11 protein-coding genes and 2 tRNA genes are annotated in these 14,824 nt (G+C 68.8%); 4 read left to right on the forward strand and 9 right to left on the reverse strand.

The window, feature by feature from the left end:
* The 5 genes from QSJ30_RS05165 to QSJ30_RS05185 all read right to left on the reverse strand — a co-directional run bounded on the left by QSJ30_RS05165 (position 1) and on the right by QSJ30_RS05185 (position 6,294).
* Positions 1–1,977 (reverse strand): hypothetical protein, encoded by a 1,977-nt coding sequence (locus QSJ30_RS05165; protein ID WP_285607099.1) that lies wholly within the window; start codon positions 1,975–1,977, stop codon positions 1–3.
* Between the two features lie 24 nt (positions 1,978–2,001).
* Positions 2,002–2,706 carry an aminotransferase class IV gene (locus tag QSJ30_RS05170; protein WP_285607101.1) on the reverse strand — a complete coding sequence of 235 codons (705 nt, stop codon included), beginning with the start codon at positions 2,704–2,706 and terminating at the stop codon, positions 2,002–2,004.
* Entirely contained in the window at positions 2,703–3,905 is a 1,203-nt protein-coding gene (locus QSJ30_RS05175; protein ID WP_285607103.1) for a PdxA family dehydrogenase, read from the reverse strand. Before QSJ30_RS05175 ends, QSJ30_RS05170 begins: the two co-directional genes overlap by 4 nt.
* Before the next feature lie 25 nt (positions 3,906–3,930).
* Entirely contained in the window at positions 3,931–4,413 is a 483-nt protein-coding gene (locus QSJ30_RS05180; protein WP_285607105.1) for an LSm family protein, read from the reverse strand.
* Positions 4,414–4,608: 195 nt separating this feature from the next.
* On the reverse strand, positions 4,609–6,294 hold the full coding sequence (locus QSJ30_RS05185; RefSeq protein ID WP_285607107.1) for a sensor histidine kinase: 1,686 nt from the start codon (positions 6,292–6,294) through the stop codon (positions 4,609–4,611).
* 24 nt (positions 6,295–6,318) lie between these two features.
* On the opposite strand from QSJ30_RS05185, the gene QSJ30_RS05190 reads away from it, so the two are divergent.
* The 4 genes from QSJ30_RS05190 (at position 6,319) to amrB (ending at position 8,244) form a co-directional block, all read left to right on the forward strand.
* Entirely contained in the window at positions 6,319–6,753 is a 435-nt protein-coding gene (locus tag QSJ30_RS05190) for a Fur family transcriptional regulator (protein ID WP_285607108.1), read from the forward strand.
* A gap of 36 nt (positions 6,754–6,789) precedes the next feature.
* Positions 6,790–6,864 (forward strand) — tRNA-Gly (locus QSJ30_RS05195).
* A gap of 56 nt (positions 6,865–6,920) precedes the next feature.
* Positions 6,921–6,995 (forward strand) — tRNA-Cys (locus QSJ30_RS05200).
* A 97-nt stretch (positions 6,996–7,092) separates the two neighbouring features.
* A complete protein-coding gene (gene amrB / locus QSJ30_RS05205) occupies positions 7,093–8,244 on the forward strand; it encodes an AmmeMemoRadiSam system protein B (RefSeq protein WP_285607110.1) in 1,152 nt (383 codons plus the stop codon).
* A gap of 9 nt (positions 8,245–8,253) precedes the next feature.
* Here the strand turns inward: amrB and mnmA are convergent, their stop codons facing one another.
* From mnmA to QSJ30_RS05225, 4 genes are all read right to left on the reverse strand, one after another.
* On the reverse strand, positions 8,254–9,354 hold the full coding sequence (gene mnmA / locus QSJ30_RS05210; protein ID WP_285607112.1) for a tRNA 2-thiouridine(34) synthase MnmA: 1,101 nt from the start codon (positions 9,352–9,354) through the stop codon (positions 8,254–8,256).
* 67 nt (positions 9,355–9,421) lie between these two features.
* The gene (locus QSJ30_RS05215) at positions 9,422–11,380 is read right to left on the reverse strand and encodes an LTA synthase family protein (RefSeq protein ID WP_285607114.1); all 1,959 of its coding nucleotides are present in this window, start codon (positions 11,378–11,380) and stop codon (positions 9,422–9,424) included.
* A 126-nt stretch (positions 11,381–11,506) separates the two neighbouring features.
* The gene (locus tag QSJ30_RS05220; protein ID WP_285607116.1) at positions 11,507–13,726 is read right to left on the reverse strand and encodes an LptF/LptG family permease; all 2,220 of its coding nucleotides are present in this window, start codon (positions 13,724–13,726) and stop codon (positions 11,507–11,509) included.
* 75 nt (positions 13,727–13,801) lie between these two features.
* Complete coding sequence (locus QSJ30_RS05225) at positions 13,802–14,788, reverse strand: KpsF/GutQ family sugar-phosphate isomerase (protein ID WP_285607118.1); 987 nt, start codon at positions 14,786–14,788, stop codon at positions 13,802–13,804.
* Positions 14,789–14,824 lie beyond the last annotated feature (36 nt).

Here is a 14,824-nt window from a genome sequence, read left to right on the forward strand (position 1 = left end):
TCACTCCGCCGGCTCCCGCAGCAGGGCCAGCACGGACTTGCCGAAGGCCGCGGGCTCGAAGGGCTTTTCCAGGAAGCCGATCCGGCGCAGGCCCAGGGACGCCGGGTCCATGGGCAGGGGCTGGTCCATGCCGATCACCAGGGTGGGTATGGGCTCTTTCTGGAAAGTGCGGAGCGCCCGGTGGAAGCGCTCCAGTTTCGGCGTCCGCTCGAGCACCAGCACGTCCGGCTGGGCCAGTCCGCGGCTCCCCCGCAGGAGCTTCGGCAGGTCTTCGAACGTCCCGGCCTGGCCCCCCAGCTGCCAGACCAGGTCTGCGAGGGCGCTCCGGACCAGCGGATCGCGGTCCACGATCCAGAGGGTCCGCCCTGAGAGCAGCGCGCCCGCCAGAGGCCGGACCGGCGCAGCCACGGGCAGGTAGACCCGGGGCCGCACCCCCGAGCGGGCATCCTGCTCCAGCTCCAGCATGCCGCCGGCCTCCAGCACGGATTGGCGCAACCACCCGAGGCCGAACAGCTCCCGGGTCCAGCCCCCGGGCCCTCCCACCGGCTCCGCATGGAGCAGTCCGAAGCCATGGCCCCCCAGGTCCGCGGCCTCGAGGGTCAGCACCAGGTCTTCGCGGCCCGTGCGTTCCCTGGCATGGAGCAGGAGCTGCGTGGCGATGCGCTTCAGGGCCTCCGCCTCCACGGCCAGAGACAGGGATGCGGCCCTGAGCTCCATGCTCCGGCCCGCCGGGAGAAGCCTCCGGAGGCCCGGCAGCAGCGCCTCCAGCGTGGCCCGGCCCTCCACTGGTCCGCGCTCCGGCTGAGTCGGCGACAGCCTCCGGGTGGCCTCCCCCACGCGCTCGGCGGCCTCCCGGAGCGGGCCTGCCGGAGCATCCGACAGCAGCCGGTCGGCGGCGGCGGCGAGGGCCAGCATCGCGTTGGCGCCTAGCCTCCGCTGCTCCTCGTCGCCGCCGGACCGGGGGGAGGCGCCGGCCCGCAGGGACAGGGCCCCGGCGACGGCATTGGCGATCCACACCAGGCCCATGCCGCGGTCGAAGGCCGAGGCCTCGAGGACGACCTCGCTGAAGCTCCCGTCCTCGCTGACCTGGGTGGCGGTCACCGAGGCGCTTCCGAACTGGAGGAGCTGGTTCCGGATGGCCTGCCAGACCGGCAGCTCGCCCCCCTGGAAGAGCGCATCCATGGGGTAGCCCCGCAGCTGGTAGCGGGGCAGGCCCACCAGCTGGCTGAAGGGACCGTTGGATTCAAGGACCCGGCCCTGGTCGTCCACCAGCCACATGGGCTGGCGCGGATCGAGGCCCAGGGCCAGTCCGGGCAGTTCCGCGGGCCCGGCCTTCTCCACCAGGGCCAGAGCCAGGCGGAGGCCCTGACCGCGCCCTTCCACCCAGGCGCCCTGCTCCCGGAGCCACTTCAGCTGCTGGAGGGCCACTAGGCCGAGGAGCAGGCCCGCGAGGATGGCCGAGAGCCAGGAGAAGCGGGGTGCGTCCGGAGGCAGCAGCAGCTGGGCCAGGGCGCCCGCGCCCAGGGTGAGGGCCCCGACGAGGGGCATCCGCAGCTCCAGCTGGCGTCCGTGGGTCCACCGGTAGGCCAGGTCCGAGAGGACCAGCCAGAGCAGGGCCTCCAGGGCCGCGCCGGCCCACAGGTGCAGCACGGCCTGCCAGGGCAGGTGGAGCCGGACCAGCAGCAGGGCCAGGAAGAGGCTGGCGCTGCCCACGCCCACGGCCAGCCGGCGCACGCCCTGGACGCCCTCCCGCTGAGCCTGGAGGAAGATCGTGAACCCGAGCAGGGCCCCGCCGAGCTGGGCGGCCGGCAGGGGCAGGCCCGTGAGGTGGCCCCAGGGCAGGGCCAGCACCGCGAGGATCCCGCCCAGGAAGTAGCCGTAGCTGAGGCCCACGCGGCCCTTGCGGCGGAAGGTCCAGAACCCCAGCCAAGGCGGAAGGGGCAGCAGCAGGGCCGAGATCAGGTCTGCGAAGGCCATGGCGGAGTTCCTAGGGGAAGCCTCTCACGGAAGCGTGGCGGGCCAGAGGCCGCGAAGGGCATTCAGGCACCAGAGCCGCCCTCCGCCGCAGTCCTCGAGGGAGATGGGCGCGCGCTGCAGCAGCCACCCGTGCTCCTCGGCCCAGGCAGGGAGGTCCAGCCGCTCGGCGACACTGGCCACGCGGCCTTCAGGCGGCGGCAGGGTGAGCGTACCGGCCCGCTCCAGGGCCACCGTGGCGATGGCGCTCTCCGCGAGGGTGCCATCCGGCCACAGCAGCAGAGCGTCCTCGGCGCCATGCCGCCAGGCCTCGGCCAGGGCCTGGGGGCGCCAGGGGCCGGAGAGTCCCTTGTGCGGCGCCAGGGGGTCCGGGCGCAGATCGCCCATGGGGTGGGGCAGGGGCGCGAGGCGATAGGGTGTGGACGGCGGGGGCAGGGGCTCCAGGCGGGCGTCCAGGAGCTTGAGATCCAGGCGGAGTTCCAGGCGCAGGGCGGCCTCCGGGGCCGCATGCCGCTTCAGCCAGTAGCCGAGTTCCTCCGTGGCCTCGGGCAGCCAGGGGGAGGCGTGCCCCAGGGCCTTGGCTCCGGCCTGGAGGCGATCCAGGTGGGCCGCCAGGTGTCGGGGCGTGCCCTGGCGGACCGGCAGGGCCGTGCGGGGAACCGCGGCGCCCTGGGGTTCCGTTCCATGCAGGGTCGCGCCCGGCCCGAAGGCGGCTCGGAGGGCGGGACTCAAGGCTCGGCCACCCGGGCGGTCCAGGGTTCCCCCTGCGCCCGCCCCGCGAGCCGCACGGCCAGGGCCGCGGCCTCGAGGAAGTTCCGCGGATCCGCGATCCACCGGCCCGCCTTGTCGAAGGCGGTGCCGTGATCGGGGCTGGTGCGGATGAAGGGCAGGCCCAGGGTGAGGTTCACAGCCCGGCTGGGCTCCAGCAGCTTGATGGGGATGAGGCCCTGGTCGTGGTAGAGGGCGACCACCAGATCGAACTCGCCCGAGACGGCGCGGTGGAACAGGCTGTCCGAAGGCAGGGGACCGGAGAAGCGCGGCCCGCGGGGGCCCGAAGCGGGTCTGGGAACCGGGGGCTCGCCTGGATGGAGGGTCCATCCAGCGGGCGCGGGCTCGGCCGGAAAGGGGGAAGGCAGGCTGGCGAAGGGGCCCGCGGGCCCTGCTTCGCGGAAGGCCGCCTCGGCCCGGTCGCGGGCTTCTGCCAGCAGGCGCTCTTCGTCTCCGAACGCCCCGGCCTCCCCGGCGTGGGGATTGAGGGCGCAGAGGGCCACGCGGAGATCCGGGTTCCCCGTGAGCTGGATGAACCGGCTGGCGGAGAAGGCCAGGGTTTCCGCCACGGCCTCCGCGTCCAGGTCCTCCACCACGGAGCGCAGGCTCTGGTGGACTGTGTGCAGCACCACGGACAGGCGGGGGCTCACGAAGGCCATGCGCGTGAGGGGCGCGCCGGCGAGCGTCTGGAGGTATTCGGTGTGGCCGGGGATGGGGTACCCGGCCAGATGCGCGGCGGACTTGGCCATGGGCAGGGTGGTGAGGGCGTCCGCCGCCCCGGACAGGGCCAGGCCCGCAGCCAGGCGGATGGCCTCCACGGTGGCCCGGCCGGAGGCGGCGGAGCCGCGGCCCAGGACCAGCTGGCCGGTGTGGATCTCAGGCGTTGGGTCAAGCCAGAGCGCAGTGGTGGAGCCGCCGAGGTTCTCCACTTCGAGGCCGCAGGCCGTCCCCAGGAAACCCTCCGGCGCCGGAGCGGGGGCATCCGCCCACCGCCAGTTCACGAGCCTGCCCTCAGTGCCCTTGAGGAGGTCCACGCCAGCCCGCGCCCCGACCACGACCACGTCGGCCCAGGCTCCCAGGATCGGCAGGGACCGCAGCAGCAGCTCGGGCCCGATGCCGCAGGGATCCCCCAGGGTGATGGCGATGCGCGGTGGGCGGCTCATGGTGGTCCCTGAGGCGTTCCCGCCCTCAATCGTAGGCGGCGATCTCCACTTCCGTGGTCAGCGGTTCTTCCTTCTTGGACGGGCGGCTCCGGCGGATCCGGGGCTCCTCCTCCTGCTTGTAGATGTACTTGATGTTGTGCTTGGGCACGAGGACGTTGGGTTCCTTCACCCGGTTGATCTTCAGGCAGTGCTTGTCGTACCACTCGATGACGCCGCGCACCTTTTCATCGTCCTGGAGCACGATCACCATCGGCGTCTTGGACTGCATCTGCTTGAGGTAGTAGAAGCTCTCGGCGTTGGTCTGTTCGGGCGGCGCGATCTTGCGGCGGGGACTCCCCAGCCCCTGGGGCGCCGTGGCCGCCGAGGGGTTGACCACCGGATTCGGTTCGCCGCTCGGCGTGAGCGAGGGAGGCACGGGTGTCATGGCTTCTCCGCCGCCCCCCTTGGCGGGAATACCCAGCTTGTCCTTGAGTTCGCTGAGGTTCGGTCGGATGAGCTTGCGGTTCATGGCAGATCCTGGCCCGGTGGGCAGTGCGGGAGATGTCAAAGGCATTGGCGGGCGGCCACCCCCTTTCATGGCTGAACGGGGCCCGCCAAGGGGGCAGGAGCCGAAAGCAGTGGAAGGGATGAACCACTGTGGCAGGTGCCAAGTGGACCCTGCAAGGGTGTGTCCTGATTTAGATGACGGAAAGCTGCCGGAAGTTTACGCCGGATCCTCCTGCTGCGCCAACAGCTCTTCCGGTGGATGTTCCGGTAGGAAAATCCTGACCCGGGTGCCGGTCCCGGGCCGGCTCTGGACATCGATGCGCCATCCCATGGCTTCGGTGAACTTGTAGACCAGGCTCATGCCCAGCCCCGATCCCTCCTCGAAACTGCCCGAGAACGGGACGAACAGACGATCCAGTTGATCGGGGGCCATGCCGCAGCCGTTGTCCTCGACCATCAGCCGGATCCGGCCCCCGGTGACCTGGGCCGAAAGGGTGACCCGAGGCGAGGGGACGCCCTTCACCGCCTTCCGGGCGTTGCTCAGGAGGTTCATGAGCGTCCGGTGCAGGCCCACGGGATCCGCGTGGAGGAGGGCCTGGGGGGGCTCCTGCAGGCTGAGGGGCAGGCCTTCCGTCCGGGGATCCATCTCCCAGCTTGCGCGGGCCTCTTCCAGGACGCGGGCGAGGGGAAGCACCTTGCCGGGCGCGGCCTCGGGCCTGGCCAGATCGAGGAAATCGGAGACGATGGCGCCCACCCGCTGGGTCTCCCGATCCAGGATGCCCAGCACCCGGCCCCTGACCTCCTCTGGCGCCCCTTGCCGGTGCAGCAGCTGCACGCAGCCGCTGATGGAGGCCAGGGGGTTGCGGAGCTCGTGGGCGAGGCCGGCCGCGAGCTGCCCGATGGCCGCAAGACGCTCGCTGATCCGGGTGCGTTCCTCCAGGGCCTTGAGCTCGGTCAGATCCTGGAACAGCAGCAGCTGGCCTGTTTCCTGGCCCCCCGGTCCCCGGAGGGAGGTCAGATGCCCGCCCAGGATCTGCGGATTCCGGCCCTCCTGGGGACGGGCGAGCTCGAACCGGTGCTGGGCTGGCAGGGGATCTCCTAGATCGAGGAGCTCCTGGATGGGGAGGCCCATGGGCACGGGCCGTCCGAGGATGGCTGCCGCGGCGGGGTTGGCGGACGTGATCCGTCCCGCCGGGTCCAGGGTGACGAGGCCGGAGGACATGGACTCCACCACCCGGAGATGCAGGGCCGACAGCTCGTCCACCGTGGCTTCGCTGGCGCTCAGGTCGGTCCGCAGCCGATCGAGGCTCCGGCGGATGAGGACCAGCACCAGGGTCGCGGCGAAGATCTGCAGCGAGGCGATGCCCAGCAGGAACGGCAGGCGGCTTCCCTCCAGATCCAGGCCCTCGCCGGACAGGCCGAACGGCGGGATCAGGCCCAGCGTGAAGCCCAGCACGAGCAGGATGTGCGACATGGAGGAGACCACGCCCACCCAGACGATCTCCGTGGTGCCCAGATAGAAGGCGGAGGCCAGCACAGGGAAGATGTAGAGGGTGGAGAAGCGCTCCTGGACCACGCCCTGGTAGGCGATGACCAGGGTGACCAGGCCCAGGTCCAGCACGAGGTTCCACCAGATCCACGGCAGGGTGGGGGTGGGGAAGATCTGGCCCCGGTCCCGGAGGCCCTGGCCCGCCTCCGCCACCGCCTCGATGAGGAAGAGGGCCAGGGCGGCCAGGTACAGGTCCTCGCCCGGGCCCACGACCCGCCCCTCGGCCGGCAGCGCGAGGTGCAGCACCAGCAGGCCGAAGCTGGCGTAGAGCCGGAAGGCGAGGGGAAGGAACGGCTGGCTGGCATCCGTTGCGCCAAGCCGGCCCAATGTGCGCTGGAGCATAGGATCCAGCATGCCCGAATCTGGCATCCTAGGACCATGTCCGACCCCGGTCCCGCCTCCTCGCCCTCCCTGCGTGCCGCCGGCATGCGGCAGACGCCCCAGCGCGAAGGGATCCTCCAGGTGCTCAAGGACTCGGACCGCCCGCTCACCGTGGAGGAGATCTGGGAACGCATGCCGGAGCGGCGCTCGGGCCTGCCCACGGTCTACCGGAACCTCGAGCGCTTCGTGCAGGAGGGCTGGGCCGAGAGCATCATGGGCCCGGACCAGGTCATGCGTTTCGTCCGGTGCGACTCGCGCCGCCACCACCACCACCTCCAGTGCGAGCGCTGCGGACGCACGGTGGAGGTCGATGCCTGCGGGCTCGATGAATCGCTGATCGAGCTCGAGACCCTTTCGGGGTTCCGGATCACCCGGCACCAGCTGATGCTCTTCGGCCTCTGCCCTACCTGCCGATCCGAAAAAGACCGTTGACCGTATCGCGCGCCATTGCTAGTCTTGATGTCTCACGCGGGTGTAACTCAGTGGTAGAGTGCAACCTTGCCAAGGTTGAAGTCGTGGGTTCAAATCCCATCACCCGCTCCACTGCACCCGGGCCGCGCAAGCGGCCCGGACTGTTTGAAAGCTCCACAGCAACACAAGGCGCCGTAGCCAAGTGGTAAGGCCCGGGACTGCAAATCCCGTATCCATCGGTTCGATTCCGATCGGCGCCTCCAGACAAGCCCCCGCAAGGGGGCTTTTTTGTGCGTCGATCGGGAGCGACATCGCGGATGGCGCGGGCGGGGCTGCTACGGTGGTTCCGGAGATTCCCCCATGAAACGCGCCGCGGCCTTCTTCTGCGCCTGCCTCCTGGCGTGCCTTCCGGGCCTTGCCCAGGCTTCGCTTTCCGCGCCCGCCCCCCCAGCCCAGCGCCCCACGCTGGAAGAGGTCCGGAGGACCATGGGCATCCCCTCCCAGGGGGACCTCCGGGGTCAGCAGGATGCGGTGGGCTTCGCCTCGAAGCCGGAGCAGATGGCGAAGGTGTGGGAGCGGTCCGCCCTTCCGCCGGCTCCCGAAGCCCTCGCCCCCATGCCCGCCCCGGGGGTCGCCGGCCTCATCTGCCCGCACGATGACTACCTCTACGCGGGCAGGGTGTACCACCAGCTGATGCCGCTGGTGAAGGCCCGTACCATCGTGTTGGTGGGTGTCTTCCACAAGTACCGCCGGTTCGGGGCCAAGGATGCCCTGGTGTTCGATCCCTATCGCGCCTGGCGCGCACCGGATGGCGAGATCAAGGTCTCCGGCCTGCGTGAGGAGCTGCTGGCCAGGATGCCCGCCTCGGAGGTCATCCGCGATGCGGCCATGCAGGACAGCGAACATTCCGTCGAGGCCATCGCCTACTGGCTGAAGCACCAGGACCCGAGAGTCGAGATCGTATCCATCCTCGTGCCCTCGGCTTCCTTCGAGCGGTTCCAGACGCTGGCCTCGCACCTGGGGAAGGCCCTGGCCGAATGTATTCAGGCCCGCGGCTGGGCCCTCGGCCGCGATTTGGCCATCGTCATCTCCTCCGATGGCATCCATTACGGTGAGGACTTCAAATACACTCCCCATGGTTCCGGGGGCGTGCGGGCCTATGAGGAGGCCATCGCAAGCGACCGCCACCTGCTGAAAGGCCCCCTGGCCGGCCCGGTGTCCGCGGCGAAGGCCCGGGCATTCTTCACCGCGGTGGTGAACCCACAGGATCCCGACCAGTACCGCATGCCCTGGTGCGGCCGCTTCTCCATTCCGTTCGGTCTGTTGCTGCTGGAAGAGACCGCCCGGGACCTGGGATTGGCTTCTCCGACCGGATACCCGGTGGCCTTCGGCACCTCCATCAGCTTTCCCCAGGTCCCAGTACGGGATGTGGGGATGGGCGCCACGGCAGAGGCCAACCTCTACCATTTCGTGAGCTATCCGGGTGTGGCCTTCACGCTGGGAGGGCGGTGATCTTCTCGATCACTCGGGCTGGCTGTCGATCCACCCGCCGCCCAGGAGCTCCCCCTCCTGATAGAAGACCACCGCCTGGCCGGCGGCGATGGCCCTCTGGGGCTCCGCGAACGCGACCTTGACCCGGCCATCCGGCAGGGGGATCACCAGCGCCTCGGCTTCCATGGACCGGCTGCGGATGCGGGCCTGGCAGGCCAGGGGCCCGCGGGGAGGGCCATCCACCCAGCTGAGTTCGCGGGCCACCAGGTCGCGACCGAGGAGGTCGGCCTCACCGCCGACCCAGACCGTGTTGGTGGCAGGTTCCACCCGGACCACATAGAGGGGCTCGGCGTAGGCGACGCCCAGGCCCCGCCGCTGTCCCACCGTGTGCCGCCAGTAGCCGCGATGCCGGCCCAGGACCCGGCCGTCCAGGTGGCGGATGTCCCCATCGCCCCGGCCGGGATCCCGGCCCTCCGCCTCCAGGAAGCTGTCGTAGCGATCCTGGGTCACGAAGCAGATCTCCTGGCTTTCGGGTTTCTCCGCGAGGTGCAGGCCCAGTTCCGCGCCCAGGCTCCGCACCTCGGGTTTGGTGAGCCCGGCCAGGGGGAACAGGGTCCGCGCCAGGGTGGCCTGGGTGTGATGGAAGAGGAAGTAGCTCTGATCCTTGGCCGGATCCGAGGCCTTCCGCAGGTGCCAGCGCCCATCGGCATGGGTGATGGTCGCGTAGTGGCCCGTGGCGACAAAGGCGGCTTCCAGGGATTCGGCTCGCTCCATCAATGCAGAGAACTTGAGATGCTGATTGCAACGAATGCATGGACTAGGGGTTTCGCCATCCAGGTACCCCTGGATGAAGCCCTCGATGACCGTGTCCCGGAAGCGGGCCTCGAAATCCATCACATAGTGCGGGAACCCCATCTCATAGGCCACCCGGCGGGCGTCCTGGAAATCATCCAGAGTGCAGCACTTCCCATCGGATGTTCGAGCCGTCTTCTTGTCGAAGAGCTGCATGGACACGCCGATGACTTCATAGCCGGCATGGTGGAGCGTGGCCGCCATCACGGAGCTGTCCACCCCGCCGGACATGGCGGCGAGGACCCGGGCTCCGGGACGGAGCAGGGGATGCTCCGCCAAGGCTTGTCGGACTCGAGCGAACAAGGAACTCACGATTCGGGCTTCCTGGATGGACACGTAAGGGTGATCAATTGTACTTCTTTGCCTTGAATAGCTCATACGCCGTCTGGTAGTAGGCGATGGCCAGATCATCGTGGCTGGCGCCCTCCGGCTGGGGCAGGTAGGCGTCCTTCTCGGCGTCATACCTCTTGGAGACCCGGGTGCCGTGGAGGCCGAGGATGGTGAGGACGCCATCCTTCATCAGGGCCACGTGATCGTTGTGGTTGAACAGCATGACCCGGCCGGACTCCGGCGTGCGGAGCACGTCCTGGCCGAACCATGGCGCGGTGTAGGGGAGCCCCAGCAGGCCCATGAGCGTGGGGGCCAGGTCGATCTGGGACATGAGCCCGTCCGACCGCCGGGGGGCCAGGCGGCCGGGTGCGTAGAACATCAAGGGGATCTCGTAGGTCTTCAGAGGGATCTCCTGCCGGCCGTAGACCCTGGCGCCATGGTCGGCGATGACGATGAAGAGGGTGTTCCTGAACCAGGGGTGGCGTTCCGCATCCCTCAGGAAGCGTCCCTGGGCGAAGTCGGCGTACCGCACCCCGGATTCCCGGCCTCCTCCCGAAGCCTTCACGCCGATGGACTCCAGCCCGGGCCGGAAGGTGTAGGGCTTGTGGTTCGAGGTGTTCATGATGTGGAGGAAGAAGGGCGCCCCCTTGGCCGCGCGCTCGTCCGCGCAGGACAGGGCCATGTCGAAGAGGTCCTCATCCGACACGCCCCAGATGTTCTCGAACCTGGGCTTGGTCTTCAGGTTGGTCCGGTCCAGCACCTCGTAGCCGTTGCTCTGGAAGAACTCGTTCATGTTGTCGAAGTACCCATAGCCGCCGTACAGGAAGGCCGTCTGGTAGCCATGGCCCCGGAGTACCGCGCCGAGGGTGGCCATGGACTCGTGTCCCGGGCGCCTCAGGACGGCCTCGGTCGGAACCGGGGGCATGGAGGTGCTGATGGCTTCAAGGCCTCGGACCGTGCGGGTCCCCGTGGCATAGGCATGCCGGAACCAGAGCCCCTGCTGGGCGAAATGGTCGAATTCCGGCGTCCAATCCCTCGCGGAGCCGTAGAGGCGGCTGAACTCGGCGCCGAAGGACTCGCTCGAAATCAGGATGACGTTCAGCTTCCCCAGGCCCTCGGGACGGGCGGGGAACTGGCGGTCCAGGCGCCCTTCCGGCAACCGGGTGAACCGGCCATCGCCCGAGGCCAGCTGCGCCTCGAGGCGCTTCAGGTTCTCCGCGGGAGGGCGGGTGGGGTAGTAGGCGTGGTAGTCGATTTCGCTGGTGCGCAGCGCCCGGAAGAAGCTGGAGGGTCCGTTGGCCGCCAGTTCATTGGTGACCCGGTTGAGGGAGAACCCGAAAAGGTTGGTGGGAATCCAGAGGATGGCCACAGCCAGCGCGGCGCCGTAGACCGCCATGGCCAGGCTGCGGGCCTTGAAGCTCAGTGGGGTGGACATAGCCTTCACCCATTGGGCCCGAAGCTTCCAGGCGGCGAAGCCCGCCACCAGGGCGCAGACCAGAAGGATCTTGACCACAGGGTATTCGGACCAGATATCCCCTGCCACTTCAGTTGGATACATCAGGTAGTTCACGGAAACCAGGTTGAACCTGGCGTTGAACTCCTCGAAGAAGAAGTACTCGCAAGCCACCAGGAAGAGCCCGCCGACGGCGTACAGAAAGGTCACGAGGGTCGGAAGGACCGCTCCCCAGGCCCGCCGTCCGGAAGGACGAGGGGGTCGGAGCCAGCCGTACAGGGCCAAAGGGAGTAAGAAGTAGAGGGCCTGGACTGCATCGGAAATCAGGCCCGCTGGGAGGACCCAGAGCATGGAGGAGGCCGGAACGTGCGCCTCCCGGCCGAAGATGCTCCAGAGCGTCAGGCGCAGCACCAGGCCGAGGCCCAGATACCCCGCAGCGAGCAGCACCAGGGGGCGATAGCGGTCCGCCAGCCCCTGGAGGGTCGGGGCAGGGGGCTGATCGGAATTCAGCGAGTGATCCAAGGGGGTCCTTTCAAACGGGACAAAAAAGAAGCCCGCCCTGAGGAACGGACGGGGATCTGTGATTCATTCTCTCATCCCCGGTGGCCAGGGGTCCAAGGGTTCCGTGCCCGGAGAGCCGCTTCGGACTCAGGTCCGCAGCCTCGAGACCCGGACCAGGGCGCTGGCCCCCAGGAGCATGAAGGGCGCCACGATGCCCCAGTAGGCCGGGATCTCGGAGGCCCTGGCGGCGCCTCCGAAGAGGGTCTGGAGACCCAGGAACACGAGCCCGCCGACCAGGCCGATCCCGATGGCCTGGCCCCGGCCCTGACGAGGTCCCGGAAACGCGTACGAGAGCATGGCCAGGACCAGCAGCGGACCGGCCAGCCAACCAAGGAGGCGGCTCCACAGGAGGTAGGAGCGTTCCGGATCCGGCGCCCATCGCTGCCACTCGATCAGGTCAAGGGTCTTGGCTTCGGCCGCGGAGGGGGCGGCGCGGAGGGCCCGGTCCGGGAACAGGGCCTCGGTGCTGGGACCTGGCACCAGGCGGGTGCCGCCCCAGGCGAGGGCTTCCGACCGCTCCGCCCCGGGCTGCCACCGGAGGAGGATCGGCGCCTCGCCGGGGCCCTTCAGGGGGAACCCCCAGCGAGCCTCCGGGGAGAGATGCCACAGGACGCCCGTGGAGCCGAGATGCATCCAGGGAGAGGCGGAAGAGGAGCCCTGGGGGCGCTGGAGGATCTGGTAGTACAGCCTCCGGGCCTGCGTCCTGGCAAGGGGGGCGAGACCGGCCTGGAGAAGGAAGGTGGCCAGGGCCACGGCGCCCCAGGCGAACCGGCTGGCCCAGATCCACTGGAGCAGGCTGACACCACCGGCGCGGATGGCCAGCCACTCGCGGTTGAGCGCCGCTTCGGACAGGGTGAGCATGCTCCCCAGGAGGAAGGAGACGGGGAAGGCCACCTCGAGAAACGGGGGGAGATTCCAGATCCAATATTTAATGAATACAATTAAATGGATATTGTTCTTCGACAGGTCTCCAGCAAGGTTGGAGAACTCGATGAGCAGATCCAGCGCCAGCAGACTGCCCAGCGTCAGCCCCCAGTTGCGCCACCAGGCGAGGGTGGACCAGTGGCGGAAGATGCCCCGACGGGTTCCCTGGCCATGGATCCACTGCAGGACCGAGGATTTGGCGGCGGAGATCCGGGCATGGAGGGGGCCCAGGGGCAGGACGCGCCCCAGGGAACGCATGAGGATCACCCCCAGGCCGGGGCGGGTCCGATGAGGCGACAGCCGCTGGTTGAAGATGAACCAGGCAGCCCCGAGGAACAGAAAGGGCAGGAGGAGAGTCGGATAGATGGAGGTAGCTTTTCCGCCCAACACCATGTCTTCAAAGTATTTCATCATCAAGTAATAGACCAGGATCACGCCGAGGCTCTTGATGACGGCGCCCCCTCGGTAGAACCGGGGATGGCCGAAGCCCAGGGCGATCCCCATGAGCAATAGCGAGAGGCCAGCCACGGGCAGGGTGATCCTCCGGCCGAGCTCGATGGCGGACTGCTGGCGCAGGGGGGTAGGGGTGGTGGCGTCTCCGTAAGTCTGCAGCAGGGCCCTGGAGGACTTGTAGCGAAGGGGAATCGGAGCGAGCAGGCGGGGGCCCGCCGGGACAAGGAAGCGCAGGATCTGCTGTTCCTGCTTCAGATGGATGACGCTGCCACCAGCGGCAGGCTGGAAGAGCACGCCCTGAAGGTCCGAAAGATGAAGCCGGATCTCGGCATCGCCGGAGGGGGCACTCTCCAGAGCGTAGGTCATCTGGGAGGCCGTCATGTGCTGCGTGCCCTGGGCGGTGGACTCCATCAGGTGGATCTGCCCGCCCTCGGAGACCCAGAACGCGGTGTCCGGGGAGCCCGGCGGATGCCAGGGCGGGCTGCCCGGCCGCAGGAACCGGGCCTTGGCCGCTTCCGACATCTTCCGGCGCAGGGACTGCTGGAGGCCCGCCGAGGTCGGCACCAGGACGTGGGCGTTGAAGGAGGCCAGGAGGAGGAGGCCGCAGGCCATGATCGCCCAGGGCGCGAACCAGGTCCGGCGGCCCGCGCCAAGCCCCTGGGCGGCCACCAGCTCCGACCCCTCCATCATCTGTTGCGTACCCACCAGCCCTCCGAGCACGGCCGCCATGGGCAGGACCATGGAGAAGGTCTCGGGGAGGGAGAGCATGAGCAGGGGGAACATCCAGCGCAGGGGGGCGCCCTGCGAAAAGATCTCCTTCGAGATGGCGATCATCTCCCAGGAGACCAGCAGGAACCCGTAGAAGAACAGCGCCCCGAGGAAGGGCGTCGTCCAGCGGCGGAGGATGTAGCGGGTCAGAACGGAAGGCACCTTGGGATCCAGATTTTACTTTCGATAATGTATATTATGTAACCTTAAATCAACGCCGAGGACGGCTCTGGGAACCTACAAGACCTTTGCTGTCAGTAGATCGTGGATATGGATGAGCCCAACGGGCTGCTCCGGCTTCCCCACCAGGAGGAAGGTGATCTTCCGGGCCTCCATGTCGCCAGCGGCCTCCAGGGCCAGAGCCTCTTCGCCGATCATCGCCGGGCTCCGGGTCATGATCTGCTCCGCCCGGAGGTCGAGGGGGTTCCGGCCCTCGCGCTCGGCACCTTCCAGCGCCCGGCGCAGGTCGCCATCCGTGATGACCCCCAGGAGCTTCGGCCCGTCCATGACGCTGGTCATGCCCAGCCGGCCCCCGGTCATGGCCCGCAGCACGTCGGTCAGGGCCGAGGAGGCGGAGACACTGGGCCAGCTGGTGTGCATCAAGGCTTTCACCTTCATTAACTTCGCACCAAGACTTCCAGCGGGATGATTCAGGGCGAAGTGGTCCCGGGTGAAGCCCCGGCGGGACATGAGGCTGGCCGCGAGCAGGTCACCCCAGATCAGCTGGAGGGTGGTGCTGGCCATGGGCGCCAGATCCAGAGGGCAACCCTCCCCCTGGGGCAGCCGGTAGGTGAAGGTCCAGTGGGCGGCCTGCCCCAGGCTGCTGTCGGGCCGGGCGGTGATCGCGGCCATCGGGATGCCCAGGCGGACGAGGCTGGGCAGCAGGCGGACCACCTCTTCACTTTCCCCGCTGTTGGAGAGGGCGAGGACGGAATCCTCCCGGGTCACCATCCCGAGGTCTCCGTGCAGAGCTTCGGCCGGATGGAGGAACAGGCTGGGGCATCCCGTCGAGGCCAGCGTCGCCGCCACCTTCTGGGCCACGAGTCCCGACTTCCCCATGCCGGTGAGCACCACCCGGCCGGAGCGCTCCAGCACACTGGTGCACCAGGCGTCCACCTGGGCCTGGTTCCAGCTGTCGCGCAATTCCATGAGGGCGGCCTGAGCCGCCTCCAGCACGGCCTGTCCGGCCTCCGCGGCCCCTGCGACCTGGTTCTCGTCCGTCACGGTTTCGACTCCGGTGGGGTGGGCAAAGCGTTCATG

The organism is Geothrix edaphica (genome assembly GCF_030268045.1).
In the GTDB taxonomy this organism is placed as follows: domain Bacteria; phylum Acidobacteriota; class Holophagae; order Holophagales; family Holophagaceae; genus Geothrix; species Geothrix edaphica.